At 62.7% G+C, this 25,864-nt stretch carries 21 protein-coding genes; 8 read left to right on the top strand and 13 right to left on the bottom strand.

Annotation, left to right across the window (positions count from 1 at the left end; all coding sequences use genetic code 11):
- Positions 1 to 231: 231 nt before the first annotated feature.
- Together BUS42_RS23780 and tsaB are read right to left on the bottom strand one after the other, a co-directional pair.
- The gene (locus BUS42_RS23780; protein WP_074310276.1) at positions 232 to 1,068 is read right to left on the bottom strand and encodes a class I SAM-dependent methyltransferase; all 837 of its coding nucleotides are present in this window, start codon (positions 1,066 to 1,068) and stop codon (positions 232 to 234) included.
- An 85-nt stretch (positions 1,069 to 1,153) separates the two neighbouring features.
- Complete coding sequence (gene tsaB / locus BUS42_RS23775; RefSeq protein ID WP_074310274.1) at positions 1,154 to 1,843, bottom strand: tRNA (adenosine(37)-N6)-threonylcarbamoyltransferase complex dimerization subunit type 1 TsaB; 690 nt, start codon at positions 1,841 to 1,843, stop codon at positions 1,154 to 1,156.
- Positions 1,844 to 2,028: 185 nt separating this feature from the next.
- On the opposite strand from tsaB, the gene BUS42_RS23770 reads away from it, so the two are divergent.
- The 3 genes from BUS42_RS23770 to BUS42_RS23760 all read left to right on the top strand — a co-directional run bounded on the left by BUS42_RS23770 (position 2,029) and on the right by BUS42_RS23760 (position 6,944).
- Positions 2,029 to 2,883, top strand: coding sequence for a metallophosphoesterase family protein (locus tag BUS42_RS23770; RefSeq protein WP_074310272.1), 855 nt, complete (start codon positions 2,029 to 2,031; stop codon positions 2,881 to 2,883).
- 124 nt (positions 2,884 to 3,007) lie between these two features.
- Complete coding sequence (gene yidC / locus BUS42_RS23765) at positions 3,008 to 5,251, top strand: membrane protein insertase YidC (protein ID WP_074310270.1); 2,244 nt, start codon at positions 3,008 to 3,010, stop codon at positions 5,249 to 5,251.
- 343 nt (positions 5,252 to 5,594) lie between these two features.
- Complete coding sequence (locus tag BUS42_RS23760) at positions 5,595 to 6,944, top strand: tRNA modification GTPase (RefSeq protein ID WP_074310268.1); 1,350 nt, start codon at positions 5,595 to 5,597, stop codon at positions 6,942 to 6,944.
- Positions 6,945 to 7,295: 351 nt separating this feature from the next.
- Here the strand turns inward: BUS42_RS23760 and BUS42_RS23755 are convergent, their stop codons facing one another.
- From BUS42_RS23755 to BUS42_RS23735, 5 genes are all read right to left on the bottom strand, one after another.
- Complete coding sequence (locus tag BUS42_RS23755; RefSeq protein WP_074310266.1) at positions 7,296 to 7,619, bottom strand: type II toxin-antitoxin system RelE/ParE family toxin; 324 nt, start codon at positions 7,617 to 7,619, stop codon at positions 7,296 to 7,298.
- Positions 7,616 to 7,909 carry a type II toxin-antitoxin system Phd/YefM family antitoxin gene (locus tag BUS42_RS23750; protein WP_074310264.1) on the bottom strand — a complete coding sequence of 98 codons (294 nt, stop codon included), beginning with the start codon at positions 7,907 to 7,909 and terminating at the stop codon, positions 7,616 to 7,618. Before BUS42_RS23750 ends, BUS42_RS23755 begins: the two co-directional genes overlap by 4 nt.
- Before the next feature lie 225 nt (positions 7,910 to 8,134).
- Positions 8,135 to 9,148 carry a 3-deoxy-7-phosphoheptulonate synthase gene (aroF, locus tag BUS42_RS23745; protein ID WP_074310261.1) on the bottom strand — a complete coding sequence of 338 codons (1,014 nt, stop codon included), beginning with the start codon at positions 9,146 to 9,148 and terminating at the stop codon, positions 8,135 to 8,137.
- A 617-nt stretch (positions 9,149 to 9,765) separates the two neighbouring features.
- Positions 9,766 to 10,422, bottom strand: a complete 657-nt coding sequence (locus tag BUS42_RS23740) for an HD domain-containing protein (RefSeq protein WP_074310259.1) — start codon at positions 10,420 to 10,422, stop codon at positions 9,766 to 9,768.
- Positions 10,423 to 10,553: 131 nt separating this feature from the next.
- Complete coding sequence (locus BUS42_RS23735) at positions 10,554 to 11,414, bottom strand: alpha/beta fold hydrolase (RefSeq protein WP_074310257.1); 861 nt, start codon at positions 11,412 to 11,414, stop codon at positions 10,554 to 10,556.
- 610 nt (positions 11,415 to 12,024) lie between these two features.
- On the opposite strand from BUS42_RS23735, the gene BUS42_RS23730 reads away from it, so the two are divergent.
- Positions 12,025 to 15,009: a sigma 54-interacting transcriptional regulator gene (locus BUS42_RS23730; RefSeq protein ID WP_074310255.1), complete on the top strand. Its 2,985-nt coding sequence runs from the start codon at positions 12,025 to 12,027 to the stop codon at positions 15,007 to 15,009.
- Positions 15,010 to 15,168: 159 nt separating this feature from the next.
- Here BUS42_RS23730 and BUS42_RS23725 read toward each other — a convergent pair whose 3' ends face one another.
- The 6 genes from BUS42_RS23725 to BUS42_RS23700 form a co-directional block, all read right to left on the bottom strand.
- Positions 15,169 to 16,521 carry a hypothetical protein gene (locus tag BUS42_RS23725; protein ID WP_254053700.1) on the bottom strand — a complete coding sequence of 451 codons (1,353 nt, stop codon included), beginning with the start codon at positions 16,519 to 16,521 and terminating at the stop codon, positions 15,169 to 15,171.
- 59 nt (positions 16,522 to 16,580) lie between these two features.
- Positions 16,581 to 17,543 (bottom strand): DUF6263 family protein, encoded by a 963-nt coding sequence (locus BUS42_RS23720; RefSeq protein ID WP_254053699.1) that lies wholly within the window; start codon positions 17,541 to 17,543, stop codon positions 16,581 to 16,583.
- 132 nt (positions 17,544 to 17,675) lie between these two features.
- Positions 17,676 to 18,311, bottom strand: coding sequence for a CPBP family intramembrane glutamic endopeptidase (locus BUS42_RS23715; RefSeq protein WP_074310252.1), 636 nt, complete (start codon positions 18,309 to 18,311; stop codon positions 17,676 to 17,678).
- A 21-nt stretch (positions 18,312 to 18,332) separates the two neighbouring features.
- The gene (locus tag BUS42_RS23710; RefSeq protein ID WP_074310250.1) at positions 18,333 to 19,160 is read right to left on the bottom strand and encodes a PhzF family phenazine biosynthesis protein; all 828 of its coding nucleotides are present in this window, start codon (positions 19,158 to 19,160) and stop codon (positions 18,333 to 18,335) included.
- A 254-nt stretch (positions 19,161 to 19,414) separates the two neighbouring features.
- The gene (locus tag BUS42_RS23705) at positions 19,415 to 21,094 is read right to left on the bottom strand and encodes a tetratricopeptide repeat protein (RefSeq protein ID WP_074310248.1); all 1,680 of its coding nucleotides are present in this window, start codon (positions 21,092 to 21,094) and stop codon (positions 19,415 to 19,417) included.
- Entirely contained in the window at positions 21,091 to 22,086 is a 996-nt protein-coding gene (locus tag BUS42_RS23700; protein ID WP_074310246.1) for an SgcJ/EcaC family oxidoreductase, read from the bottom strand. The genes BUS42_RS23705 and BUS42_RS23700 overlap by 4 nt, the downstream gene beginning before the upstream one ends.
- Before the next feature lie 243 nt (positions 22,087 to 22,329).
- On the opposite strand from BUS42_RS23700, the gene BUS42_RS23695 reads away from it, so the two are divergent.
- The 4 genes from BUS42_RS23695 (at position 22,330) to BUS42_RS23680 (ending at position 25,611) form a co-directional block, all read left to right on the top strand.
- Positions 22,330 to 22,764 (top strand): winged helix-turn-helix domain-containing protein, encoded by a 435-nt coding sequence (locus tag BUS42_RS23695; protein ID WP_074310244.1) that lies wholly within the window; start codon positions 22,330 to 22,332, stop codon positions 22,762 to 22,764.
- A 68-nt stretch (positions 22,765 to 22,832) separates the two neighbouring features.
- Positions 22,833 to 23,258: an OsmC family protein gene (locus BUS42_RS23690; RefSeq protein ID WP_074310243.1), complete on the top strand. Its 426-nt coding sequence runs from the start codon at positions 22,833 to 22,835 to the stop codon at positions 23,256 to 23,258.
- 202 nt (positions 23,259 to 23,460) lie between these two features.
- Positions 23,461 to 24,087: a TetR/AcrR family transcriptional regulator gene (locus tag BUS42_RS23685; RefSeq protein ID WP_074310242.1), complete on the top strand. Its 627-nt coding sequence runs from the start codon at positions 23,461 to 23,463 to the stop codon at positions 24,085 to 24,087.
- A 153-nt stretch (positions 24,088 to 24,240) separates the two neighbouring features.
- A complete protein-coding gene (locus tag BUS42_RS23680; RefSeq protein ID WP_216821059.1) occupies positions 24,241 to 25,611 on the top strand; it encodes an MFS transporter in 1,371 nt (456 codons plus the stop codon).
- Positions 25,612 to 25,864: the final 253 nt, after the last annotated feature.

Below are 25,864 nucleotides of genomic sequence, written 5' to 3'. Positions count from 1 at the left end.
GGCAAGAAGACTCCGCGTTGAACGACCCGACGGAAGACGATCGAGAACGATGACGACGAGTTGATCGGCCCTTCGCACGCGAAAAGCCACTCAAAAGGATAGTACGATCTTAAGGCCCCCGTTTGTTCGCGGTCAAGCAACCTCAAGCACGGTCTGAGCCAGGGGGCAGATCGTCGAGGGTGGAGATCGCGGCGGAGTCAGTCGAACGCAACCGGCCTGACGCGATGGTTCTCAGCCAGGCCGACGACCGGCGAGGTTGATGCCGTGGCCCTGGCCCTCGTGGTGGAACACCTGGCCGGCCGAAAGGTCGACAACCTCGACCAGCCCGGCCTCGGCGAACCAGGAACGCACCTCTTCATGCGTATGGCGTGAGAGGTAACGGGGGGCGTACCAGTCCAAGGTGTCGCAGACCCGGACCTCGGGGTCGGGGTGCATGGAGACCCCGAACGTCAGCAGGTGGAGGCCGACCCCGGCGCGGTTGACCCACCGCGTCGGACTGGCCATCAACCGCCGTTTCAAGCCGCCCACCGGGGCCATCAGACGGCTCAGCGTCAAAAGCCAGGAGACGGGGAGCCGGGTCGAGACGCCACGGTGGACGCGGACGACCGCCTCCAGCAGCGGCCGTTCCCGAGGATAGACCCAGATTGCAATCCGCCCGCCCGGCTTGAGCAACCGCGCAATCGCCAGGAAGGCCGCGCGCGGGTCGGGCGTGTGGTCGAGAACACCCAGCGAGTAGATGTGGTCGAAACTTCCCGCCGCGAACGGCGGCCGGAGCAGGTCGCCCCGGGTCAAGGAGACGCCCGGCAGGTCGGCCGTCAGCTCGCGCGCGGCGCGCACCGCCTCGCTCAGGTCGAGCCCGACGGCCCGGGCCCCCAACTCCGCCGCCATCCGGAGATAACGCCCCATCCCACAGCCGGCGTCCAGGACCAGCGCACCCGCTAGGTCCGCCGCCGTCAGGCCCGTCCGATTCCGAAACGTGACCCGATCCTCCTCGGGACGAATGATCCGAAACCGGTTCCACTGGAGGGAATACGTCGACTTCGTTCGCGATTGGTCAGTGGCCGTCATGGCATTGGGTCCGACGAGTGGGGATCGGCCAGTCTGAAGACCGACGAAAACGAGAGGGGAGGGGGGAGGACGAAAACCGACCGTGCTAGACGGGTTGTTTTCGTTCCCACTGCTCCTCCGCGGCGCTTCGGCGAAGGTACTGGGGTTCGAGGAACATCGGGTCGTCGCGCCGGCCGGCGGCCCAGACGTCGCGGGCCAGAAGGAGCAGCCGACCGCCGTCGGGCCAACTCATTGCGGCCGGTGCCGTGCGGGCATGCGCAGGCAAGGGCGCGGTCAAACGCTCGAGACCGGGCCCCAGCACGAGAGTCGGCACGGCCAAGCCCGCCGTCCACTCGGCCAGCGACTCGATCCGGGTCGGCGACGTGCGGACCAGTGGCGCGGCGGATTCCGTCCGGGCGAAGTTGGCCACATAGAGGTCGCCGCGCTGGGCGTCGGCGATGACCGAGACGAATCGTTCCTCGTCCGGCGCATTGCGTGCGATCATCTCCAAGCTGTCCAGGCCGGCGAGCGGTTTGCCCGCCGTATAAGCCAGGGTCTTGGCCGCGGTCAAGCCGATCCGCAGACCGGTGTACGACCCCGGCCCCAGGCCGACGGCGATGCCGTCGAGGTCGGCCACGGTCAAATTCGCCTCGCGAAGCAGGTCGCGGATCACGGGAATCAGGTTGCGACCGTGCCGCTGATCGGGGTCGGACGCGGCGGTGTGAACCGCTCCATCCGTGGTCGCAACCACTACGGCAGCACGGTTTGTCGAGGTGTCGAGGGCCAGAAGGTTCAAGCGACTACAGACTCCGTGAAAGACGAACCCTGGCAGGGCAATTACGTAAAGAGGAATACGGGGGTGGGCTTGACCTTGACCCCCGCCCTAAAACCGATCTATTCTACAGAAAGATTGTGGGGCACCATGGCCTAGTTTTCCAGGGTCCGGAATACGGCCGTGGGCGTCTTCGGAGGTTCCTTCCGGTGCGTCGTGCTTTGATCAGCGATATCCACGGGAACCTCGAAGCCCTGGAGGTTGTCCTCGACGACATTAAGTCGCAGGGGATCACCGAGATTTTCTGCCTGGGCGATATCATCGGCTATGGCCCCAATCCCCGCGAGTGCATCGACCGGGTGATGGAAAATTGCCGGGTGACACTCCTTGGCAACCACGACCAAGGGGCGATGTTCGACCCCGATGGCTTCAACATCGGCGCCGAGCGGGCCATCTTCTGGACCCGCGAGCAACTGGAAAGCTCCAGCGACCGCGAAAACAACGAACGCCGCTGGGAGTTCCTCGGCGAGCTCCCCCGGACGTTCCGTTCCGATCCCTTCCTGTTCGTCCACGGATCGCCGCGCAATCCGTTGAGCGAATACATTTTCCCCGAAGACATTTATAACCATCGCAAGATGGAGCGGCTCTTCCAGTTGGTGGACCGCTACTGCTTCCAGGGACACACGCACGTCCCAGGGGTCTTCACCGAGGGCTTCCAGTTCTACGCCCCCGAGGAGATCGACAACGAGTACACCATGGGCGACGGCAAGCTGATGATCAACGTCGGCTCAGTCGGTCAGCCGCGGGACGGCGACCCGCGCGCCTGCTACGTGGTGCTCGACGACGGCAAGCCCGCTTCGGCCAATGGCACGACGGCGACGTCGTCTGCCTCGGCCGACTCCTCGACCCCGGAGCCCGCTCCGGCCGACTCCACGGACGCGACCGGCCCGATCCGGGTGAGCTTCCGCCGCCTCGCCTACGACTTCGAATCCACGATCCGGAAGATTTACTCGATCTCCGAACTGGAACCGTTCCTGGGCGACAGGCTCCGACAAGGCCGCTGACCGACGACCGACTGGCGGGCGGACTTGACTCACTGACTTCGACTGTCCGCTGCGCCGGCGTGCCCGCCTGTCAGCCTCTCCCCATTCGATTGAAACACTGCCCGTCCCAAAGGTTTACTCCACGATGAGTAATGAGAAGCGGCTTGTCCTGTTCATGATGCTCACGTTTTTGTCATTCCTGGCAATCCAGTACGTAATGGAAGCGACAGGCCTGGCCCCACCCCCCAAAAAACCCCAGCCTAAAGTCGAGGCCAAGCTCGACCCCACGAAGCCCGATGTGGCCGTCGCCCGCAAGGACGAGACCGAAAAAGCAAAAGAGAAAGAGTCGAAGAAAGAAGAGAAGGGGGCCGACGCCGCCAAGCCCGCCGAAGCGCCCAAGGTGACTCGTGTCCCCGCCGCGGAAATGGTGATCGGCTCGGCGGCGGATAAAGCGCCGGGGGGCTATCACCTGGAAGTCCGCTTCAAACAATTGGGGGCGGGCGTCACCTCGATCAGGTCGTCCCAGTTCGATGCGGAGTTGGATACGGCCAACCCGCGGCGAAAACAGCCTCGGCAGCCGCTCGAACTGCTCCGTGATAAGAGCATGACCCTCCCCTCGTTCGCCCTCACCGTGCGCTCGGCAAAACCCCCCAAGGCCGCCGCGACTGAGGAACTCGACGAGAAAGCCGAAGCTGAAGCCGAAGCCCTCGCCGCGCGTGGCGAGACGGAAGCGACGCTGGGCGAGATTCTCTGGGAGGTCGTTCGCGACGACCAGGGACGCGCCGTGCGGCCAATCACCAAGCTCAATCCGCTCACCAAGGCGCAGGTCGACGGCCAAGAGATCCAATTCCGCACCACGGCGGCCGACCCGACCGTGACGGTGACGAAGCGGTTCCGCCTCTTCAAGGGAGAAGACGCGTTCTCGTTGACGACCGACTTCGAGAGTCCGGAGAAGGAACAGGAGATCGTCTACCGGCTGTTCGGCCCGCACGGAATTCCGATCGAAGGGGAATGGTACACCAGTACGTTCCGCGACATCTTCCTCGGTCAACGCGGTGCTAAGGACATCCATATCGAAACGCGCGCGGCTCAAGACATCGCCAAGGCGAGCACGCCGTTCGATAACACGACCCTGCCACTGGCCTTCGCCGGGATCGAGAACCAGTATTTCACGATCTTCGTCGAGCCTGAAGGTGAACCCCGAATCAACCGGACGTTCGCCACGGTCATCGAGGCGAAACCGGACGCGCTCCAGAAGGCGGACATCTCGTTTGAAATCGTCTCAAACCCGATCGCCGTCGGTCCCAATCATCCCGCCTCACAGTCGTACACGATCTACGCCGGCCCGAAGACCAAGGACGCGCTGACCCCGTACGGTGCCGAAGGGTTGGTGGCCTACCGCAAGTATCAGTGGTTCGGCATTCCGGGCGCCTCGTCGATGGCACGCTACGTCATCGCGCCCTTGCTCGACTATATCTACGCGCTCACCAAGCAGGTCGCCGGTTTCTTCGGCGGCAAGAAGGGCAACTACGGCATCGCGATCATCCTGCTGACCCTCTTGGTCCGGATGATCATGTTCCCGCTCGGCCGCAAGCAGGCGCTTGCCGCCAAGAAGATGCAGGACTTGCAGCCGCTCCTGAAAGAGATTCAGGAAAAATACAAGGATGATAAGGAGCGGCAGACCAAGGAAACCTTCGCGCTCTACAAGAAGCACGGGGTGAACCCGGTCGGAGGTTGCCTTCCCGCCCTGATCCAGTTGCCGATCTTCGTCGGCCTCTGGCAAGCCTTGAATAACAGCGTCCACCTGCGGCACGCCGCGTTCCTGTACATTCAGAACCTGGCCGCGCCCGACATGCTGTTCAAGTTCCCGTTCGCGGGTGGGCTGCCGCTGCTCGGGGAGTATTTCAATCTCTTGCCGTTCCTGGTCGTCTCCTTGATGCTGGTGCAGACCAAGCTCTTCGCGCCTCCGGCGACCACGCCCGAGGCCGAGATGCAGCAGAAGATGATGAAGTACATGATGATCTTCATGGCCTTCATGTTCTATAAGGTCCCCTCGGGCCTGGGTATCTACTTCATCACGAGCAGTCTCTGGCAGATCAGCGAGCGGCTGCTCCTGCCCAAGGTCACGCACAAGCCCCCGGCCGACCTGACCGGCGACGACAAGAATTCCCCTCCCGGCAAGGGCGGCGGCGGCAATGGCGGACGAGGGGGCCCCGGCGGTCCCGCCAAGCCTCCCGGCAAGTTTGCTCAGCTCTTGAAACGGGTCATGGATGAGGCCGCCAAAGACCCGACCTATCGCAAGCTCATCTCTGAGAAAGACCGCGCGGAGAAGGAGAAGGATCAGAAGGACCGAGGCAAGCCCAGAGCCAAGCCGGGACGCCGACGCTAAATCCTCCCACGACCGATCTGATCAGTTCAGCAACGCCAAGGAACAAATCGTGAAGCCGGGGAGAGGAGTGCTCCCCGGCTTCACGACGTGAACCGCGAAAAAAAACAACGATCCGCCAATGGGCTAAAAACCAGTAGGATTTGGGTGTTTCTGCAAAAGGTTTACCCGAAAAGAGTTGCGTCGCTGCGTCGACTGCAAACCATGACAGGATAACGACTTGCTGCGTCCGCTCTTTTCAGTTGGTTTTTAGCCCATTGGCGGATCGTTGAAAAAAAATACTGGTGGTGGGCCGTGCCCATCATGGAGTGAGTGAGCGAGCGAGCGAGTCGGCAAGGCATTTGTAGTGAGCACCCTCGACCCGAATGACACGATCGCGGCGGTGGCCAGTCCACCCGGCCCCGGTTTCCGCGGCCTGATCCGGCTGACCGGGCCCAACGCCCTCGCGATCGCCCTGGCCCGATTCTCGGATGACCGCGGCAATCCGCCGTTCCCCAGGCATCCAGAACGGCGAAGCGGCAAGTTGGCCGTGACGGGCCTCAGGCCAACGCTCCCCGCGGCGATCGCCCTCTGGCCGGGTCCGCGCACCTACACAGGCCAGGCCTTGGCCGAGATTCACACGGTCGGCTCGCCTCCCTTGGTCAACCTGGTTCTGGCCGATTGCCTGGCCCAAGGCGCGCGGCACGCCGAACCGGGAGAGTTCACCCTCCGCGCCTTCCTCTCGGGGCGGATCGACCTGACCCGCGCCGAGGCGGTGCTCGGAGTCATTGACGCCCAGACTCCCGCGCAACTCGACGCCGCGCTGCGGCAACTGGCTGGCGGCCTGGCCGGCCCGATCACCGCACTCCGCAACCGCCTGCTCGACGTCCTCGCCCACCTGGAAGCGAACCTCGACTTCGCCGAGGAATCCGACGTCGACCCGCTCGGCCGGGCGGCCCTGGCCGACGACCTGGCCCGCGAAGGGGCCGAATTGCTCGCGCTGGCCACTCGGCTGCAAGGGCGAGACCGCTCCGACGGCCATCCTCGGGTGGTGCTGGCCGGCCCCCCGAACGCCGGCAAGAGCCACCTCTTCAACGCGCTCCTCGGCCAGGCCCACGCGATCGTCTCACCCCAGGCGGGAACCACGCGTGACTACCTGTCGGCCCTCTGCGAATGCGATGGCCTGACCGTCGAACTCGTCGATACCGCGGGGGTCGAACCGGCGTCCAGCCCGATCGAAGGCCAGGCCCAATCCTTCGGCGCCGACCAGGCGGCCCGCGCAGACCTCTTACTCGATTGCCGCTCGAGCGACACCTCGACCACTCCGTCCTGGCCAATCGCGCCCGATCGACCCCGGCTGCTCGTCCGGACCAAGTCCGACCTCGACCCCGCCGGCGACTCTCCCGAATTCCTGGCCACCAGCGCCGCGACCGGCGCGGGTCTCGACGAGCTCCGCCGCGCCGTGGGCGCCGCATTGCGTTCCCGGGCAGCCGACGGCGACCTCCCCGCCAGCACCGGTGCGCGCTGCCGCGAAAGCCTCGAACGCGCCGGCCAGGCCCTCCGTTCCGCAGCCGACACGATCCTCCTGAACGGCGGTGACGAACTCGTCGCCATCGATCTCCGTCAGGCGGTCGACGACCTCGGCAAAGTCGTCGGAGCGATCGTCACCGACGACATCCTCGACCGCATTTTCCGCCGGTTCTGCATCGGCAAATAAATAGACCTTTTCGCGAGACGGTAGCAAGGATACTGGGATCTCGTTCCCACGCTCTGCGTGGGAATGCCGTCTGCGACGCTCCGCGTCGTCTTCCCCGGCGGGTGGGGCCGCGGAGCGGCCAAGACGGTATTCCCACGCGGAGCGTGGGAACGAGTTTCTCCCGCGAATTTCGGCCTCCGGGACAGACAGACGGCCCGGTTTCCTTGCGACAGACTCCTTATCGCCGAAATAAACGCAGCCAAACAACACAGAAAACAAACAAAAACCAATACAGCACGCATTGAAGCTATTCGCTTCAAAATATTCGCATTAAATCGCCTACACATTACAAGCGATCGTTAGTTTTAGGCCCTACGGAGCTGTCTCTGGCTCGATCTCGTCACGTACGACGTGCCGAACGTAGAGAATAAAAACCTGGTCATCGCGTATGGTGAATATGATTCTGTATTTGTTCTTTTTTCGGCCATGAAGCAATTCGCGGATTTCTACGTCAAACTTGTCATTCTCAGCGGCAACTGGACAAAGGAGCGGGCAACTTGCCAGCGTAGCCATGGCTTTATCAAGGCCGGCCAGCCATCGATCAGCCACGGCTTGCGACGCTTCATCACGTAACCACCGTGTAGTTTCACGGATGTCAGCCTTGGCCGTGGCGGCCAGTTCGATCCGGTAATTCATACTCCTTGCGGCAAGTCGAGCTCGCGGCGGATTTCCGCAATTGCCTCTGCAAGCGGCTGAGTTCTGCCGGCCCGCATGTCATCCAAGCCTTGACGGATCCCCGCGAGGACTCTCGCCTGCTCGGCAAGGTCCAAGAGCTTTTGATAGGAATCCGCGTCTTGCACCACCAACGACGCCTTGCCGTTGATGGTGAGGACGATAGGCTCACCCGTTTCCTTCATTTGTTGCACAAAATCCGGTGTTTTGAGCTTAAATTCAGTGAGTGAGTGAATGTCGCGGCTCAGATTCATGGCCAGGCTCCAAACGTCGAATTCGCTCCGAATTCAACTCTAGCAAATTCAGCCCGGTTTACCAGAGGAAAAAGCGTAGGACGGTGGAAAGAGGGAAACACTGACTCGAGACTCGGACGCTCCAAATCGACCTGCGACCGTCACAAATTCCAGCACATGCTGCCTCTTTGAAACGGGTGCAGGTCGATCACAAGGCCATGCGAGAATGGTCGTGGCGGCGGGGAGTCACATGGTGCGATCCACGGCCTCGGCGACGCGCCGGCACATTGCCATCATCTGGGCGAAGGAGGCGGGGGTGATCGTCTGAGAACCGTCGCTGACTGCGTGCTCGGGGTCGTCGTGGACCTCGACGATCAGGGCGTCGGCCCCGGCGGCGATGGCGGCCTTGCACATCGGCGTGACCAACCGCGCTTTGCCCGTTCCGTGGGAGGGGTCGACCACCACCGGCAAGTGGCTCTTCTCCTGGAGGTAGGGGACCGTCGCCAGGGGGAGCGTGAACCGGGTGTGCTCTTCGTAGGTGCGGATACCCCGTTCACAGAGCATGACGTGGGGGTTGCCGCGGTCGAGGATGTATTCGGCGGCGAGGAGGAACTCCTCGATCGTCGCGCTCATGCCCCGCTTGAGCATGGTGGGCTTGCCCGAGTCGCCCACGGCCTGGAGCAACTGGTAATTCTGCATGTTGCGTGCGCCGATCTGGAGGACGTCGGCGTACTTGGCAACCAGCGGCACATGTTCAGGAGCCATGACCTCGGTGACGATCGCCAGGCCGGTCTCCTGGCGCGCGGTCGCCAGCATCTTGAGGCCGTCTTCCTTGTGGCCCTGGAAGCTGTACGGACTGGTCCTCGGCTTGAACGCACCGCCCCGCAGGCCGGTCGCCCCCAGCTCCTTGAGCTTTCGCGCCAACCCGACGATTTGCTCTTCGCTCTCGACGGAGCAGGGGCCCGCGATCACTGCGACCCGCTTCCCGCCGATCACCAGGTCGAGCGCCCGGACCACGGTCCGCTCCGACTTGAGCTCCGACGAGGCTCGCTTATAGGGCGCCATGATCGGTAAGACCTTCTCGACCCCCGGGCCCGACTCCAGCACCTCGGTGAGCCCCGCCCGCTCCTCGCCGAGCGCCGCGATCACCGTTTGGTGCGTCCCCTTGATGACCTGGGGAGTCATGCCCAAGGAGGTGATCTGTGAGACCATATGGTCGGTCTGCTCGGCCGTCGCGTCCGATTTCATGACGACAATCACGGTATGCCCGCCCTCAGAAAAGAAAAAAAGAGAAGTCTTGAGATCTCAACTCAATGGATGCCCCGCCTTGCCAACCGCAAAGGCAGCGACGATCCCAACGCGCAAAACAAAAAAAAGGACCCCGCGACCATATTTCAGGTCCCGGGGCCCTTGGGGTGACTTTTGACTGGCAATTCAGAAGACGGTTAAATACCGCCCTCGGCCCGGCGACCTGATGTTGTGGAACCCGTAAACACGGGATACCACCACCAGCCACGGTAGGAAAAGAGGCCAAGGATCGCGGTAGAACGATTCAAACGCGTCAAGCTCCAAACTGCTTCGCAAGTCTTTATGAGACAAAGTGACCAGGTCCGAACGAGTTCGGACCTGGTCAGACTATCGATCAGAAAAGGTGCGGCTTGCCCGACGGGCAACCCGTCGGCTGCCGTTAGGCGAGCCGCCTCTGGTTATCACTACACACTATAGTCACCTCCTTTACGAAAAGCCTCCCCGGTCTCGCGGGAGTCCAGCCTCGGGCGAGAGCGAGCTCTTGCCAGTCGTACCACGCTCGTACGACCCGTAAGTCAGCCTGGTTGTGTGTCCCCGACTGACACCTCCACTATATCAACAGAAACGCGTCAATCAACTCTTCGACTCTGTTTTTCTCGATTTTCCGCGGACTCGACCCGCTCGTCACGGCCGCCTCGAGCGTCTTCGGCGAGCCCGTCGAGCAGTTGGCGGCAGCGTTCCGCGAGCCGCTGGAGCCGGGGATCGCCCACGCCGACAAGGTCAATCGTCGCGCGATAGTACCCGAGCAGATCCGCGCGCGAAGCGTTGAAGAGCGACCAGACCGGGCGTCCCTCTTCAAGATCGCAGGCCATGCTCAAGAGGTTATGCAGCTTGTCTGCCAGGATGACCGCCCTGACCTCGAGCGGGGCACCGGCCAATGCCTTGAGGTGATCGCGTTTGCGATCGATCCAGGGGCGTTTCCGCCCCTGGGCGTCGGTCTTGATCTCCGAGCAAGCCTCGACCGTCCTGGCCACCTCGTCCCCGAACCGCTCGCGCACCTGGTCGAGCGTCGCCTCGGTATCCTCGACCACGTCATGCAACAAGCCGGCAATGACGACGGCTTCCTCGAATCCAAGCCGGTCGAGAATCATCGCCACGCCCACGACATGTTCGAAATAAGGGGTCTTCACCCCCTTGCGGAACTGGCCGTCGTGAGCCACCGCCCCCCACCGCAGGGCTCGCTCCAACCCGAACGACATCAATTCGCGGTCTCGGGACGTCTCCATGGGATGTTCCGCCTCTTCATGCTTTGATCAACGGCCTGACAGTAAACGCATGAAGCACGCCGTCCTCAAACCGAGGACGGCGTGCTTCAATGAGTTTGACCAAAAATCGGCGCGGAACCAAGCCGCAATCCTCAGCAGTGCGTGTGGCTGACCTCACGCAGGAACCGGCGAACCTGCTGTGCGACTTCGACGCGGTGCGAGAGGAAGGCAATGTGCCCGGCCCCCTCGAGCGTCGCATAGCGGGCCCCCGCGATTTCGGCCGCCAAGGCACGCTGACGCGACGGCGGCACGATCGAGTCCCGGGTCCCGGCCAGAACGAGCGTGGGCACGTCGATCCGCCAGAGACGATCGGAGACATCAAACGATTCCAGATGCCCGATCCGACGCGCCATCACGCCCTGGTCGGTCTCCCAGCACCGCTCGACCACGAAGTCGGTCAGGGGACCCGGCTCCGGCTTGCCGCCGTGCAACAGGTTGAAAAACTGATTCAGGAAGCCATTGTCGGTCGGCAGCGGGAACCGCTCGAGCACACGCCTGGCGATCGTCGTCCCCAGGTTCGTCCGAAACTTCGGCACCACCCCTTGAACGACCAAGGCCCCAATCCGGTGCGGTTGCTCGACGGCCAGTTCGAGAGCAATCGCACCGCCGAACGAAACGCCGAACAAGGACGGCCGCTCAAGGCCGAGCTGCTCGATCAACTGGGAGAGGTCCACAGCGTGATCGCTCAACCCGCTCACGCAGGAATTCCCCATCGGGAAGCGATCGCCACGCAGCCCCGGAATCGTGACTTGGTAGTGCCGCGCCAGTTGCGACGCCAGCGGGGCGAGAAGCTTCCAACCTCCCGCCAGACCCGGCACCAAGACCAGCGGATCCCCTTGGCCCATCTGGACCACATCAACCCACTCGCCGTTGATTCGGACCTGGTGCTGTCGCGCCTCATCAATTTGGGACGAGAACAGCCACCCACCACGATGCCTTGCTGCAATCCGCATCAGACCTCCTCGACTCCGGCTCAATTCTCAGGAGTTGTTTGACTCTCGCAATGCCGGTTCGACGTCGTCCTCTATAGGCAGGTTGCATACCAGAACGCTTTCATCGCCACAAATCGCGAAAACACCCGGTTTCACCCCCCTCTCAACGTTTTGACCAGCGCACAAAATCACACCATTGCGGTAGCGACTGACGAATTTTCGGCGCCGAATTCCCCATCAACAGGGCGAAACCCCCATCATTCCCTCCGCACAAAACCCGAGATTCACTCAAATACCCCAAGATTCGCAGGGCACGCACTCATTAACGGCGAAAGCCTTTGAGAAAAACACATGCAAATCACCCAATTCACCAAAATCACTCAAACCTCCGTTTTTTTCGCTAGCGACGCTGATTTGACGAAAATTCGTCAGCGAAATCCTTGTGTTTCGGCGCCGATCCGCTAGGGTTGAGGGACCAGAGTTGCACCGAAGAACTTGCCTGGGCGGACCTGCTCCTATGGATCTTCCTCCGTATCGGTCCTCCCATCCCCATCGTGGTCCCTACGCCCCGTCATCGGATCCACGATCGAGTGGATCGACACGGACGCGGCGCCCTCAGCGGGCGATCTTGATGGGTTTCGGCCTGTTCGTGCTGCTCTACTCCAGTGCGGTCTTCTTCCTCGTGGCTTACATGGGGGACATCGGGGTCCGCTGCATGTTCGGCGCGGAGTTGAAGGAGGACGTCCCGGCCTCCTATTCCTGGATTCCCGAGCGGCCGGTCAAGAAAGACATCCTGCTGGAGATCGCAGGGGTCCCAATCGCCAACTACACCGATTACACCCGGGCGATTCGCGGGTTGTCCGATCGCGTCCACCAGCGGGTTGAAGTGAAGTGGAAGAACCAGCGGGGCCAGGTGAAGCGGGCCGAAGCGCTGGTCGGCTACCGGCCGCCGAAGACCTACTTGTGGTCGTGGGTCTGGTTCCTCCAGGAGATGGTGATCTTCGCCGTGGGAGCGCGGGTGTTCTGGAAGCGGCCGCACGACGACTCGGCCCGGCTCTTCTTCTGGCTCTGCGTGATGACGGTAGGCGCCTACATGGGGGGCTACCACTGGACTGAGATCGTTGTCGAGCCCGTGATGATCTGGGCGTTCGCAATGTTCGCCGTTTTCGTTCCGGTGGTCAGTCTTCACTTCTACCTGGTCTTCCCTCGGCTCAACCCCGTCTTCGTCAAATACCGCCGGCCGGTCCTGGCCACGCTCTACGGGATACCGTCGGCCTATCTCAGCCTGCTCTGGGGGAGCATGTTCTGGGCACGCTGGTTGGGAGGGCACGGCGGTGGCGAACGGGTGCTCCTTGCCCTCAGGCTGGTCCGAGCCCTGGCGCTCGGCTATATCGGCGTGGCGGTGGTGACTTATGGGATCTGCATTCTCTGCCTGATCACGAGCTTCCGGTTCGCGCGAACGCGGGCCGAGCGGCATCAGGTGCAATGGATCGCGCTGGCTGCATTGCTCTCGACCTTGCTGATTGCCTATTTACTCCGCCAGGCCTGGTTCGACCTTTCCACCCTCGGACGCGACAGCGCTGCCTGGCCGATGTTCGGGGTCTCGCTCCTCTTCTCCGTGGCCTACACGTTGAGCATCACCCGGTACAAGCTGATGCAGGTCGAGGAGATCTTCAATCGAAGCGTGGTCTACTTTGCATTCAGCGTGGCGGCGGGCTTGCTCTATTCCTGCGTGCTGCTGGTGGGGGGGGCGATCATCGGCGAGCAGCTCCTCTCGGCCAACCAGACGTGGCGCGGGGCGATGGTGGCCGGCCTCTCAGTGATCGTGGTCCTGATTCTCTCGGAGCTCGCCCGGGAGCGATTCCAGAAGGCGATCGACCGGCGGTTTCATCGTGAGAAGTACAAGTTCGACCAGGCGATGCGAAAGATGCGGGTGGCGGTAGGAAGCCTCGTGGACCGCGCCACCTTGGGGCGGAGGCTGCTGGAAGCCGCGGCCGAGGTTTTGCATCTCGAGTGGGGGGCGATTTATTTGAGTGAGTCGCCCGGAGGGGCGTTTCATCTCGTGGCCAGCCAGGGGGTGACTCCCGACGAGACGCAGCTCGGGCCCGGCAATCCCCTGGTGGAACGGCTCCGCGTCACGCCTTCGATTCGAGTGCCGCACGCGATGTCGCTCTCGACGGCCTCGGACCCCGCAACCGACGCCATGATCGCACTCGGGGGTGAGGCCGCCCACTCGTTGGGGGCCGACGGCAACCTGGAGGGGGTGCTCGTGCTCGGGCCGAAGCGCAGTGGGATGCCGTATGAGGACGAAGAGATTGCCTTCCTCGGAGCGCTCAGTTCGGTCGCCACCCTGACGCTCCACTCGGCCGGCATCCAACAGACCCTGGAAACGCTCAATCAGGAGCTGCGCGACAAGGTCGAGAAGATCACCGAACAGCAGCGGCGAATCCTGATCCTTCAGGATCAGCTCATGGACCGAGGCGAGACCCCGCTGCAACTCGAGCGGCCGGCCGAGCAGCCACAAGTCTTCGACAGCATCAAGGGCTCAGGGCCGGCGGTCAAACGGATGATCGAGCTCGCTCGCAAAGTGGCGGCCAGCTCGTCGGCCGTGCTGATCCGAGGCGAGAGCGGCACCGGCAAGGAGGTCCTGGCCGAAGCGATCCATGCCTCGAGCCCTCGGGCCTCGAGACCGTTCGTCAAGGTCCACTGCGCGGCCCTGTCGCAGAGCCTGCTGGAGAGTGAGCTCTTCGGCCACGTCAAAGGCGCTTACACCGGCGCCGATCGCGATCGAATCGGCCGGTTCGAGCAGGCCAACGGCGGCACGCTCTTCCTCGACGAGATCGGCGACATCAATCTCGAGGTCCAGACCAAGCTGCTTCGGGTCCTCCAGGAGATGTCGTTCGAGCGCGTTGGCAGTTCGCAACCGGTGTCGGTCGACGTCCGGATCCTGGCCGCCACGCACCAGGACCTCGAAGCCTTGATTCGCGCGGGTCGGTTCCGCGAGGACCTCTACTACCGGCTCAACGTGATTCCACTCCGGACGCCCTCGCTCCGGGAACGTAAGGAAGACGTTTTCGAGCTGGCCGTGTTCTTCCTGGGCCGGCACGCCAAGCGGATCGGCAAGGGGGTGACCCGCCTCGACGAAGAGACGGTCGAGGCGCTGGTGGCGTACGACTGGCCCGGCAATATCCGCGAACTCGAGAACGTGATCGAGCACGCGGTGGTGCTGGCGGATGGTCCGGCCGTCACCCGCGAGGATCTCCCCCTCGACCTGCTCCAGCCCAACCGACGCCGGCCTCGCCTGGGGGCGACGGCCGCCGCGGCAGGGGGCGGCCGACCCCGGAAAGAAGCCGTCGCCGCGCCCTCATCATCCTCGGCAGCATCGACATCGTCATCCCCCTCAGCATCGACCTGGAGCCATCCGGCTCCGGCTCCTCCCGCCGAGGACGATTGGGACGCCGAGGTCATCGCCTACGAGCGGCAGCGGCTCATTGATGCCCTGCACGAAGCCCATGGCAACAACAGCGAAGCCGCCCGGCTCCTCGGTATGCCGCGGAGCACGCTTTGCAGCAAGCTCAAGAAACACGGTTTGCTCAAGAAACGCGGCTCGTTCTGACGCCTTGCGGTTCCCCGCCCCGATGTCTCACCCTTGATGGGCGAGCGAAATTTATCAACGACCCGATCCAGGGCTAGGAAGCCTCTGGCGGGTCGTTGAAATCTATCAAGGGAACGAAGAAACAACCTGACTTATCTCGAATGAGAACATTTTGGTTTTTTAATTTTTTGGTGGGAAGTACGGGATCGGCTCGGGCGACTTGATCTGGCGAGAGACCGACGCCAGGGTGGGGGAGATTCGGTAATCGTCAAGGTTATAGTTGTACCGCTGTCGGATCCCGGCCCCGGTGTGGCGGAAGAACATGACGTTGAGAATCACCTGCCGCTGATTCGTTTCGGGGAGCAGGGGGGTCGCCACGAACTGCAACGCGCTCAGGAGCCCGAGCACGACCATGGCCACGACCGGCTGCACCGTACCTCGGCGACCAAGCCAGAGGTCGAACCCCTGCGCCGCGCCGACATAGAGCAAGGGGAGGAAGGGAAAGATCAAGCCGGCGTTCCCGGCGAAAACAAAGAACGAAAAATACCAGGATGGCCCCACCCAAAGCAGGGCCAGGAGCGTGCCTCGCCAGCACAGGGAGAGTGTCCGGAGCCGGTGGACGACCGCAATCGAGAACGGGATCAGGAAGAGGATCGAGGACCAGGCGAGGAAGAACCCATATTTGGTCCCGTTGCGGAGCAGCCCCTCGACGAGTCCTCGACGCTGAAACGAGAAACCCTCCGCATCCCCTGCGGACTTAGCTCGGACCCGCTCCAGGTAGACGTCGACCCCGCCCAGCACCCAGGCCGTGCCGAAGAACCAGAACGCACAGGCCATCGCGAGAATCGTGATCGCGATCAACCAGTCGCGCCAGCGCGCCCGTCCCCACACCAGACAGCCGAACCAAAGGGGGGTGCCAAATGCGAGCAGATCGGGGCGAAGGATCATCCCCACCCCCAGGGCAAGGGTCGCGCCCAGGAGATCGCCGAACGCCCGTCCCCGGACAAACCTGAGCCCGAAATAGCCGATCGCGGGCAGGACGGCAATCCAGACCGGATAGCTCGCGATCACGGCCCCGTGCCACCAGACCATCGGGTTACAAGCAAACGAGAACGCCGTCGCCGCGGCCAAGGGCCGGGAGACGATCAGCGTCGCGAACAAATAGGCAAACACAACGCCGACACAGGTCAGCGCGATATTCACGGCCAGGTAGGCGTGGGTCGGATTTGCCAAACCGAGGTTCGCGAGCTTACCCAGCAGCACATAACCAAGATTGCCGGGCATCGGTACGTCAAACGCACGATCAAGCGTGAGCGCTTGGATATAAAGAGGGCCGTCTTTGCCCATGAGCGCGAAGTGATGGAGATAGGGAAGGCGCGTCGCCACCACGCCCGAGCCCAGGAGCATCGCAATCAGAAAGTCTCGTCCCACCCCGGTTGCGGTTGCCGTTGCCCTGTTCTGCTGGCGACCAATCCCTGCCACACTCATCGGTCCGGATTCCGCCTGGGCTTCGCCTGGTGCGGGCCTCGTCAAGATCCTATCCTCCACGCCACTCCTCCATGCTGCACGCTCCATATCGTTCGCTCTGACGGCTATTTCTTCGAGGAATCGGCCGCTTGGGCGTTGACCAGCTTCATCGTCGTGGTCGTCTCATTGCCCTGAATGATCTGAGTTTCCTGATCCCCCACCTTCAGCTTAAACACCATCTCGATTTTCTCGCTGACGGTCGATTCGGCCACTCGTCCGGCGGCATTATCGAAAAAGAAGCTGCCTTTGCCGTCCTGAGACTGCACCTTCATATCGATATTATTGCCGGGCGTGAGCTGAATGTCGACCTTCGTGACCAGGTCAATTCGTTCGAGGTCCTTGGCGTCCTTGGTCTCGGGCCCCTGGTAGATGTAGGTCTTATCGAGGGTCATCGTACCGATCGGCTGCATCGATAGCTTGGACTCACGGGCCCAGCTCTTCCCCTTCCCAAGCTCTTCCTTGGGAACGGCGAGGCCCGACTCGATGACCATGTTCTTCAGTCCATCCTCGGAGAACATCCCCGAGTTCCCACCGAGTGCCCCAGACTTCTTGATCGTCTCGAGCACCTTCTCGGGGACCTTGACGTCACTCATCTCGCCTTGCGCGTTCATTTTGAAGGAAAACTCAGCACCAACCAAGGCCCTCAGCAAGGGAACGAGCCCCGCCGCAACCGGTCCCTCGGGATCTTTGCTGGCCTGGGAGTCGAACTCGAAGGTCCCGAACGCCGCCTCGATTTTGGTCCGTACCCGCGTGACCGTCTGGGTCAAGCGGGTCAGCCCGTCGGCGCCAATCTCCTTGACGCCCCAGTCCATATCGATCGTCTGGGACATCGTGGACTTGATGTCTTGAGGCCCCCCTTTGACCGACGTGATCGTCTTCTGGTCCATCGCGTAGTGAATGGTTTCCCCCGGCTGGAACTTCCAGTGCAAGGTTGCGGCGTGCGCGGACGCCCCGCTGAAACCGGCCACGACCAGCAGGAGCCATCCAACCATGTTCCCACGCCACGTCGCCAACGGGATCACTCGCATGACTGGCACCTTTCCAAAAAGCTCGCTTCTCGCCCGAGCGGACCTCAAATCCTCAAGGCGGACCAGGTCCCGATTCCGCCAGCATATCCCGAAAAGGGCCCAAAATCATCCTTGAGACCCGAAGTTAGCCGCTCAACTCGGGATTTGCCGGTCCGCGGCGGGCGTCGCGAGCACCCGACCACGAAGCAGAGTGCGGAGCGCGAGGAAGTCATAGAGCGCATGGGCGATCATGACGACCAAGAGGTTGCCGCTGAATATCCAGACGGCACCGAGGTAGGCCCCAAGTAGCCCTGCCACCAGGACATACGTCGTCGTGATCGGGTGGAGCAAGCCGAAGAGGAGGCTGGCGGCGACCAGCCCTTCCCAGGTTCCCAGCCAGTGAGCGAGCCCCCCTTGCAGAACCCCTCGGAAGAGCATTTCTTCGCCAACACCCGCGGCGAGGGCAATCAGGGCGAGGTCGGCGTCGGGCCGAGAGCCTAACAACGGAGTCAATTCCGCCTCGAAGAACCGGCGGATCCGATCGAGCGGCCCAATCCGCCACCGCATCAAGACCTGGAACGCCGCATACATCGGCAAGGCGGCCAGGACACCGAGGAATGCGTCGCGGATCGACCAGGTGAAGCCTTCCAGGGGAGGTTGGCCCACGAGCCTGCCAATCGCCAGAGCCAGAGGCGCAAGGCCGCCTTCGAACAGGACCGCGGCCACAACGACCGCGCCCTGATCCGGAGTGGGGCGATCGGTCGAATCCGACTTCTCTTCGTCCGTCACCGTGAATGATCCTCGAATCCGTCAATCCATCAATCCGTCCGCCAGGCCGTCCGCCGAATCGGCGAGCTCGCCGCGGAGAACGATCACCGCCTGTCCCCCCAGGTGGACCCGAGAGCCGTTCACCCGCACGCGGACGACGCCTCCGCGCGGCGAGGCTTGATAGCCGACAAGTTCGGTCTTGCCCAGGCGATCGCTCCAGTAGGGGGCCAGGGCACAGTGCGCCGAGCCGCACACCGGGTCTTCATCAATCCCGACCCGCGGGGCGAAGAACCGGGAGACGAAGTCAATGCCGGCCGTCGAGGCGCGGGCCGTGACGATCACGCCCCGGACCGGAATCGCCGAGAGTCGACTGATGTCGGGGGCGAGGTTTCGGACCGCCTCCTCCGACTCAACCTCCACCAGGCAGTCGAATTCGTTGAACGCCGCCGAGCGAACCGGTACTTTCAAGGCCAGCGCAAGCTCGTCAATCGGTCCGGTCACTGGCCCGATCGCTCTGGCCGGAAAGTCGAGCTCGATCCAGCTTCCCTCGCGGCTCGCGGTCAAGAGTCCGCTCCGCGTCTGAAACCGCGCGGGGGCGTCGGACGGTAGGTAGCCCTCTTCCCACAAAACATGGGCCGTCGCCAGCGTCGCGTGCCCGCACAGGTCAACCTCAACGAGCGGCGTGAACCAGCGCAGACTGTAGCCATCCTCAACCGGATGAAGGAAGGCCGTTTCGGAGAGGTTCATCTCCAACGCGACATTCTGCATCCAGCGCACGTCGCGTGGACCGGACATCACACAGACCGCGGCCGGATTGCCTGCGAACGGCCGGTCGGTAAACGCATCCACCTGGACGATCTTCTGCCCCATCACTGAAATCCCTCGAAGCCGGGAGCGCAGCGCAAGCCGACATTGTATCGAACGAACCGCGATCCCCCAAGCAGTTGGACGTCGGACGACCGTTCCAGGTTCGTGCCCGTGACACCCGTAGGGGCCGCTCTTGCGGACCTTCTTGGATTGCGGCCTCGTTGGAAGCAATCTCAGAGAAACGGCCGAGCCGAGGCATCGTCGAAATGCCTCGGCTCGGCTCATCAGAAGGACTCGAATCGTTCCCGTCGGCCGGTTCACTTGGAGAAGGTGAGTCCCGGCGTCTCAGGACCGTCACCAACCACGTGGAAGGTGATGTGGCTGGGGTCGGTCCAGCTCACCCGACCGACCATGGCCGGTCCCTGCTCCTGGGCGAGGGTGAGGATTCCATCGCCGAAGGTGGATGTGCCGCCGAATTCCCGTTTCTGGCCCTTCTGGTCGACACTCCAGTTGAACGTCCCGCCGGGACGAATCGTCAGGTTAATGGCGATGTCCGCGGAAGGGTTGGCCTTCCAGGATCCTTCGATGGTCGCGCCCGCGGGGAGGGCCGTGTCGACGGCCTCGGGCTGGCTGACCGGTTGCGTGGTGTCGGTGTTGCTCTTCGAGGGAGCGAGCTGCGCGAGCAGTTGCGCCGACAGTTTGTCGTCCGGTTTGAGTTGGATCACTTGCCGGAGGATCGCGATCGCGGCATCGTTGTGCCCCGCCGTCAGGTATTGATAGGCCAGAACGAAGCGACTTGGTGCCGAATTCAGTTCTCGACTGCAGAACGCCTCCAGCGCACGAAGCTGAGCGGTGTAGACGTCCACGTTGGGATAGAGGCTGATCAGCGTAGTCCAGTCCCAGCCGGGCCCGACCGAGAGGACGGCGTAGAGCGAGGCCGCCGCCTGGTCATAGCGTGCCAGGGCGAACAGGACCAGGCCACGGAACTCGTGCAAGGCCGAGTCGTTGGGCATTTTCGCCAGCGCCTGGTCGGTCAAGGCGAGCGCCTGGGTATAGTCCCCCTTCATGAAAAAGCCGCGTGCATCGTCGAAGAGCTGGACCGCCTGATCGGTCACCGATTGCTCGGGGGCCGCACTCGTCGTGTCGATCGGCTGTGAGTAGTCGTACACGGGTTCCTGCACCACCACCGGCGACGCGAGGTAGTACGGGTTGGCGTAGGGCATGTAGCCCCAGTTGTAGAGCGACGAGCCGAACCCCCAGGACGAGAGCCCCCATCCCAGGCCCAGGCCCGCTCCAAACCCCCAGGCGCCACCACCCCAGTAGCCGCCCCGCCAGCCCCAGGCGTTCGAGTTGTGCCCGTTCCAGTAGCCGTGCACCCAGCCGTTGTGGTATCCCGAATAGGAGTTGTTCCAGCGGGAGCCGTTGCCCCAACGTGAATTATTAATATTCACATTGTTAACGCGATTAATATTCCCGCTGTTATTGTTGATCCGATTGATGTTGCCGGTGTTGACACCAATGTTCGTTCGGTTGTTGTTCGTGAAATTGGTGCGGTTGCCGCCGTCGAACGAACGGTTGATCCCGGTGTTCACGTTCCGGTCGCCAATTCCGACGTTGGTGCGATTGCCGACTCCGAAGCGGTTGTCGCCCCCGAAGTTCGTTCGACCGCCGGCCCCGGCTCCGTAGCCGCCATAGCCACCGCCGCCCCGGTAGCCGCCACCACTGAAACCACCGCCGCTATAACCGCCACCGCCGCCCCGGTAGCCGCCACCGCTGAAACCACCGCCGCTAAAACCACCACCACCGCCGCGATAGCCGCCACCGCTGAAACCACCGCCACTAAAACCACCGCCGCGGTAGCCGCCGCCACTGAAACCACCACCGCCACCGCGGAAGCCGCCTCCGCCGCCAAAGCCGCGGGCTCCGGCGGGCTGGTCGGCCGCGAGCAGAGCGAGAACCAGGGTCGACGCAATGAACGTGGTTCGCTTGGTACTCATCGTTTGTCCCTCGCCGGAGTTGGAGTTGGGGCTGACTTCTCGCCCGCCTGCGTCCCAGGGGCGGGAGGGGTTTTGACCATGATGAACGACATTTCCTCCGGAATCGCTTCGCCGCCGACAACCCGGTCGATCGACGCCCAGCGCATGCGATCCGGCGTTTCCAAGTCGATGACACGCGTGGCTGACGAGGTGCGACCGTCGGACAGTACCCCCGCGTGTTTCACCACCCAGTTCTTCTCACCGGCACGCGCCCAGAGCCCCTCGCTGTGCCCCCCTTCAGAGTCGAACTCCCACGACTTGAACCGCTCAGTCAGCGGGTCCCAGCCAATCCGCTGCGTGATGCTCAGGGCGGTGGCTCCCTCGACTTGCACCGTGATGTCACGAAGCAGATAGTTCTCATCCTTCGACCAGTGGCAACTGGTCCGCACGATGGAGTCGGAGCCTTCGTCGGTCCATTCGCCGAGCATCCACTCGAGGACTTTCAGCCGGTCATGCGGCCGAACCACCGGCTCTTCCACTTCGCGCACGCTGTCCATGTACCAGCGTCCATCCTGCTTGACGTGAATCACGATATGCCGGCGCGTCACCGGAGCGCCCCCGGCCGGGGTCACCGTGTTCCGTCCCTCTTCCAGGGCGACGTCAGGGCTGATGAGTCGGAGCGAGTCGATCTCCAGCGTGATCTTGTCGCCCGGCTCCTCCTTGAACGTGGCGGCGAGCGACTGCTCGATCGCCTCCCGACCGCGGATCCGGACCCCATCGCCGTCGATCACGTCCGCGTTCTTTGAAAACTGCTCGGCCAAGGCATGAGCATCACCGGCGTTGTACGCGCGAGTAAACGTCTCGGCCGATGCGCGGATCGCGCGTTCATCGGCAGACTCGGCCTTCGAGGCCGTTTCGACCCCGGACCCAGCAGATTTCGGCCCTTGATCGTCGCCGAGGGCAGGAGAGACGACCAACGCCGCCGCCCCGAGGATGGCCACCGCATACCTCATGATCCTGAAGCTCCTGATCGGAAACGATGGGGTCGCTTGAGCACGCGAGAAATCAACGGAATCAGCCCCTCTCAAAAAGGGGGACAACTTGAATTGTAAGCCGGCCTGTACCGGTTTCCGCCAACTATTTATAGGACACGGATCAGACGTCGCCCCGGCCCAAGCGCAGGGAGAGCGGACGCACTCCGGCTAGCCCCCGTCGGGCCTTCCCCAACCCCCCGCGTTTCGGATACGCTAGCGGACATGTCACCCTCAAAGACACCCTCGGCAGACCCCCTGGCACCGGTCCGACCCCGCGTCAAAGTCTGGTTCGAAGCAGGGGGGGGATACAGTTTTGGCTTCGGCCTGATCGCGATCCTTCAGGCAGTCGACCACGCAGGGTCGATCAAGCAGGCCGCCGGCGTGCTCGGCCAGAGCTACCGCCACATCTGGGGCCGAATCAAGGCCGCCGAACAAGCCCTCGGCCACCCGCTCGTCGAAACCCAGGTCGGCGGTCAAAGCACAAATCGAAGCGGCCTGACTGAGTCTGCCCGACGACTCATCAATGACTTCCTCACGATGCGTGACCGCATGGTCCAGGTCATGGAAGACGAGTTCGCCTCACCTCCCCCGGCCCCTCAGAACCGACCGCTCGATCCCGAGCGAACGAGGAGCCGAGAGCCTTCGTTCGACGCCTGACGATCCTCTTCTGTTCCAAACCGAACCGAACCAGTTCGGTCCGGCACCAACCACAAGGAGCCAACAACATGAAGACCCATGGATCCGCCGCCTGGCAGGGCGGGATCAAGGACGGCAAGGGCGCCATCTCGACCCGAAGCGGCGCTCTCAAAGACTATCCGTACGGCTTCAGCAGTCGCTTCGAGGGCAAGCCCGGCACCAATCCCGAGGAACTGATCGGTGCGGCCCACGCCGGCTGCTTCACGATGGCATTGTCCCTGATCCTCGGCGAAGCCCAGCTCACGGCCGAGCGGATGGAGACCACGGCCGAAGTCACCCTGGAGCAGGTCGCCGACGGCTTCGCCATCACGTCCGTCCACCTGACCTTGAAAGCCAAGATCCCAGGCGCCGACCAGGCGAAATTCGAGGAGCTCGCCGGCAAGGCCAAGGCCGGTTGCCCCGTCTCGAAGCTCCTGAATACCAAGATCACCCTGGATGCCACCCTGGAGAATTGAGCACTCGCCAACCTCCGTACCCGCCCCAACGACGCTGGTGACCCGACCGTCACCAGCGTCAATCACACCAAGCCCGACCGTCCTCCCCACCTCCATCCCCTCCCTCACCGCAACCGACCCGACGGAAAAAACGCCGGCTCTTTGAGCCGTGACAGCCTTCGACCGGTTGACATTTTGACCAAGCAGTCACATAATCCGTGCCATGGGTGCATCTCCTGGTCCGAAAAGACGAACTCCGACGGCGTCGCGTGGAAGGCCGCGTGAATTCGACGTGACGGCCGTGACCGAGGCTGTGGCCCGAGTCTTTTGGGCGCACGGCTATCATGCGACGTCGCTCGACGACCTGTGTGAAGCCACCGGCCTGTTGCGTGGGAGTCTCTACGGCGCCTTTGGCGACAAGCACGGGATGTTGCTTGCGGCGTTGGATCACTATGCGGAAGGCGCAGTCGCGAAACTGTCCGAGCGACTGAACCCGACATTACCTCCTCGAGACGCGCTGCGGGCCGCCCTGATGCATCACACCCGGATTGCGTCGGCCTTGACGGGCCTCCGAGGCTGCTTCGTCACGAATACGGCATTGGAGATGCTGCCCGATGACGGTGAACTGTCGGCGCGGATCGAGTCGATCATGCGGCGAATCTCGACCTTGCTCGCGGCCGCGGTGATTCGTGGACAAACGGCCGGCGTGTTCGACACCGCGCTCAACGAACGAGCGGTCGGTGACTTCTTGCTCTGCCTGACTCAGGGCTTACGCGTGCTCGGCAAAATCATCCACGACGAAGACCAACTTGCCGCCATTGTTGATATCGCGATGCGTGCGCTGAGCTAATTTTTTTGGCCATTTATTGACTGAACAGTCATGAAATCAGACAACGTTTTTCGAGACCCAGCCATTGGCGTTCGGACCATCACGACTCGGTCTGCCGAGCGACGCCAACCAGACCGAGGTCGGACGCGTCGCTCGGACCTGTGGGCGCTCACCGTGTTGCTCACCGGCGCCTTCCTATCACCGCTGGACTATTTCATCGTGAATCTCGCGCTTCCGGCGATTCAAACCGGATTGGGGGCGAGTTCGGCTGAATTGCAGTTGATTGTGTCGGTGTACACATCCGCATTCGCCGTGTTTCTTGTCACGGGTGGCCGACTGGGCGACCTGTTCGGACGCAAGCGGATCTTCATGGTGGGGATGGCCGGCTTCGTCATCGCGTCGGCGCTCTGCGCCGGGGCGTCCAATGGCACGACTCTCGTGGTTGGGAGAATGCTTCAAGGAGGGTCGGCGGCCGTGATGGTTCCGCAGATCCTGGCCACGATTCGAACCCTGTTCCCGAACGACCAACAAGCCAAGATCATGGGGCTGTACGGCTTCGTCTACGGCTTTGCCTCGGTCGCGGGGCAACTGGGGGGAGGTGCCTTGATCACGCTACGGCCATTCGGACTTGATTGGCCGTCGATCTTTCTGATCAATGTGCCGATCGGCAGCCTGGCATTGCTCGGTGCCTGGCGCTTTGTGCCCGAAACCCGCCCTGTATCAGGCGCAAAAATCGATGGAGGCGGCGTGCTGCTTCTGCTGCTCTTTCTCGCCCTCATCATCTACCCGATGACACAAGGTCGGGAGGCCGGTTGGCCGCCATGGACGTTCCTTGCGTTTGCGGCGAGCGTTCCCGTGTTCCTCTTGTTTCTGCGGACGGAGTCCCGGTTGAAGCAGCATGGGGGCGACCCGCTCGTGGATCTCGACCTCTTCAAGAACCCCGTGTTTTCGATCGGTCTCATCCTGGCCTTCTGCTTCTATTGCGACAGCGTCTTCTTCCTGACGTACGGGATCTATCTGCAGAACGGGTTGCATTGGTCGCCACTTGAGGCTGGCATCGCCATTTTCCCGTTTGGCATGGGCTCGATCTTGGGGCCGCTGATGTCGCCCGGAATCGTGCGGCGCGTCGGCAGCCACATCCTCACCGTCGGTTTCGCGGCACTTACGGTCGGCTTTGCGAGCTCCGGGAGGGCGCTCTTTTATGCAGATGAGCCGAATTTTCTGTTCTCCATCGGATTGCTGTTCGCAGGGATGGGGCACGGCATGGTCCTCCCTTCCGTCGTGCGGATTGTGATCGGCGAAATCGAGCCAGCGAAAGCGGGGCTGGCAGCGGGCGTCGTCACGACAATGCTTCAAATGGGCTCTGCGTTTGGTGCGACCGCAATCAGTGGCCTTTTCTTTTCCGTACTGTCCAACGGGACATCGCCCGCGGATTATGGGCGGGCCTACCAGGCCGCGATTGGAGTCGTGTCCGGCCTCTTCGTGGGATGCACCGGGCTCTCCCTTCTGTTGGCCAGACGACAACGCCGGGCTCCGCGCCTTTAAAGGACGGATCGCAACCAAACATGCAAATCCAACCCGACACAACACAAACAATTGACACTTTAATCAAAACATTCATTCACTTCAACATTATTCTGACACGAGTTTGATTCGGCCGATGCTGTGTCCGACGTGCGCGTGTTGCGCACCAGTTCCGCAAGCAATGAGACTGTAGCAAGGATACCGGGATCTCGTTCCCACGCTCTGCGTGGGAATGCCGTCCGCGACGCTCCGCGTCGTCTTGTCTTCCCCGGCG

The sequence above is a fragment of the Singulisphaera sp. GP187 genome (assembly GCF_900129635.1).
In the GTDB taxonomy this organism is placed as follows: domain Bacteria; phylum Planctomycetota; class Planctomycetia; order Isosphaerales; family Isosphaeraceae; genus Singulisphaera.
This window is presented reverse-complemented; position numbering and strand designations above follow the sequence as displayed.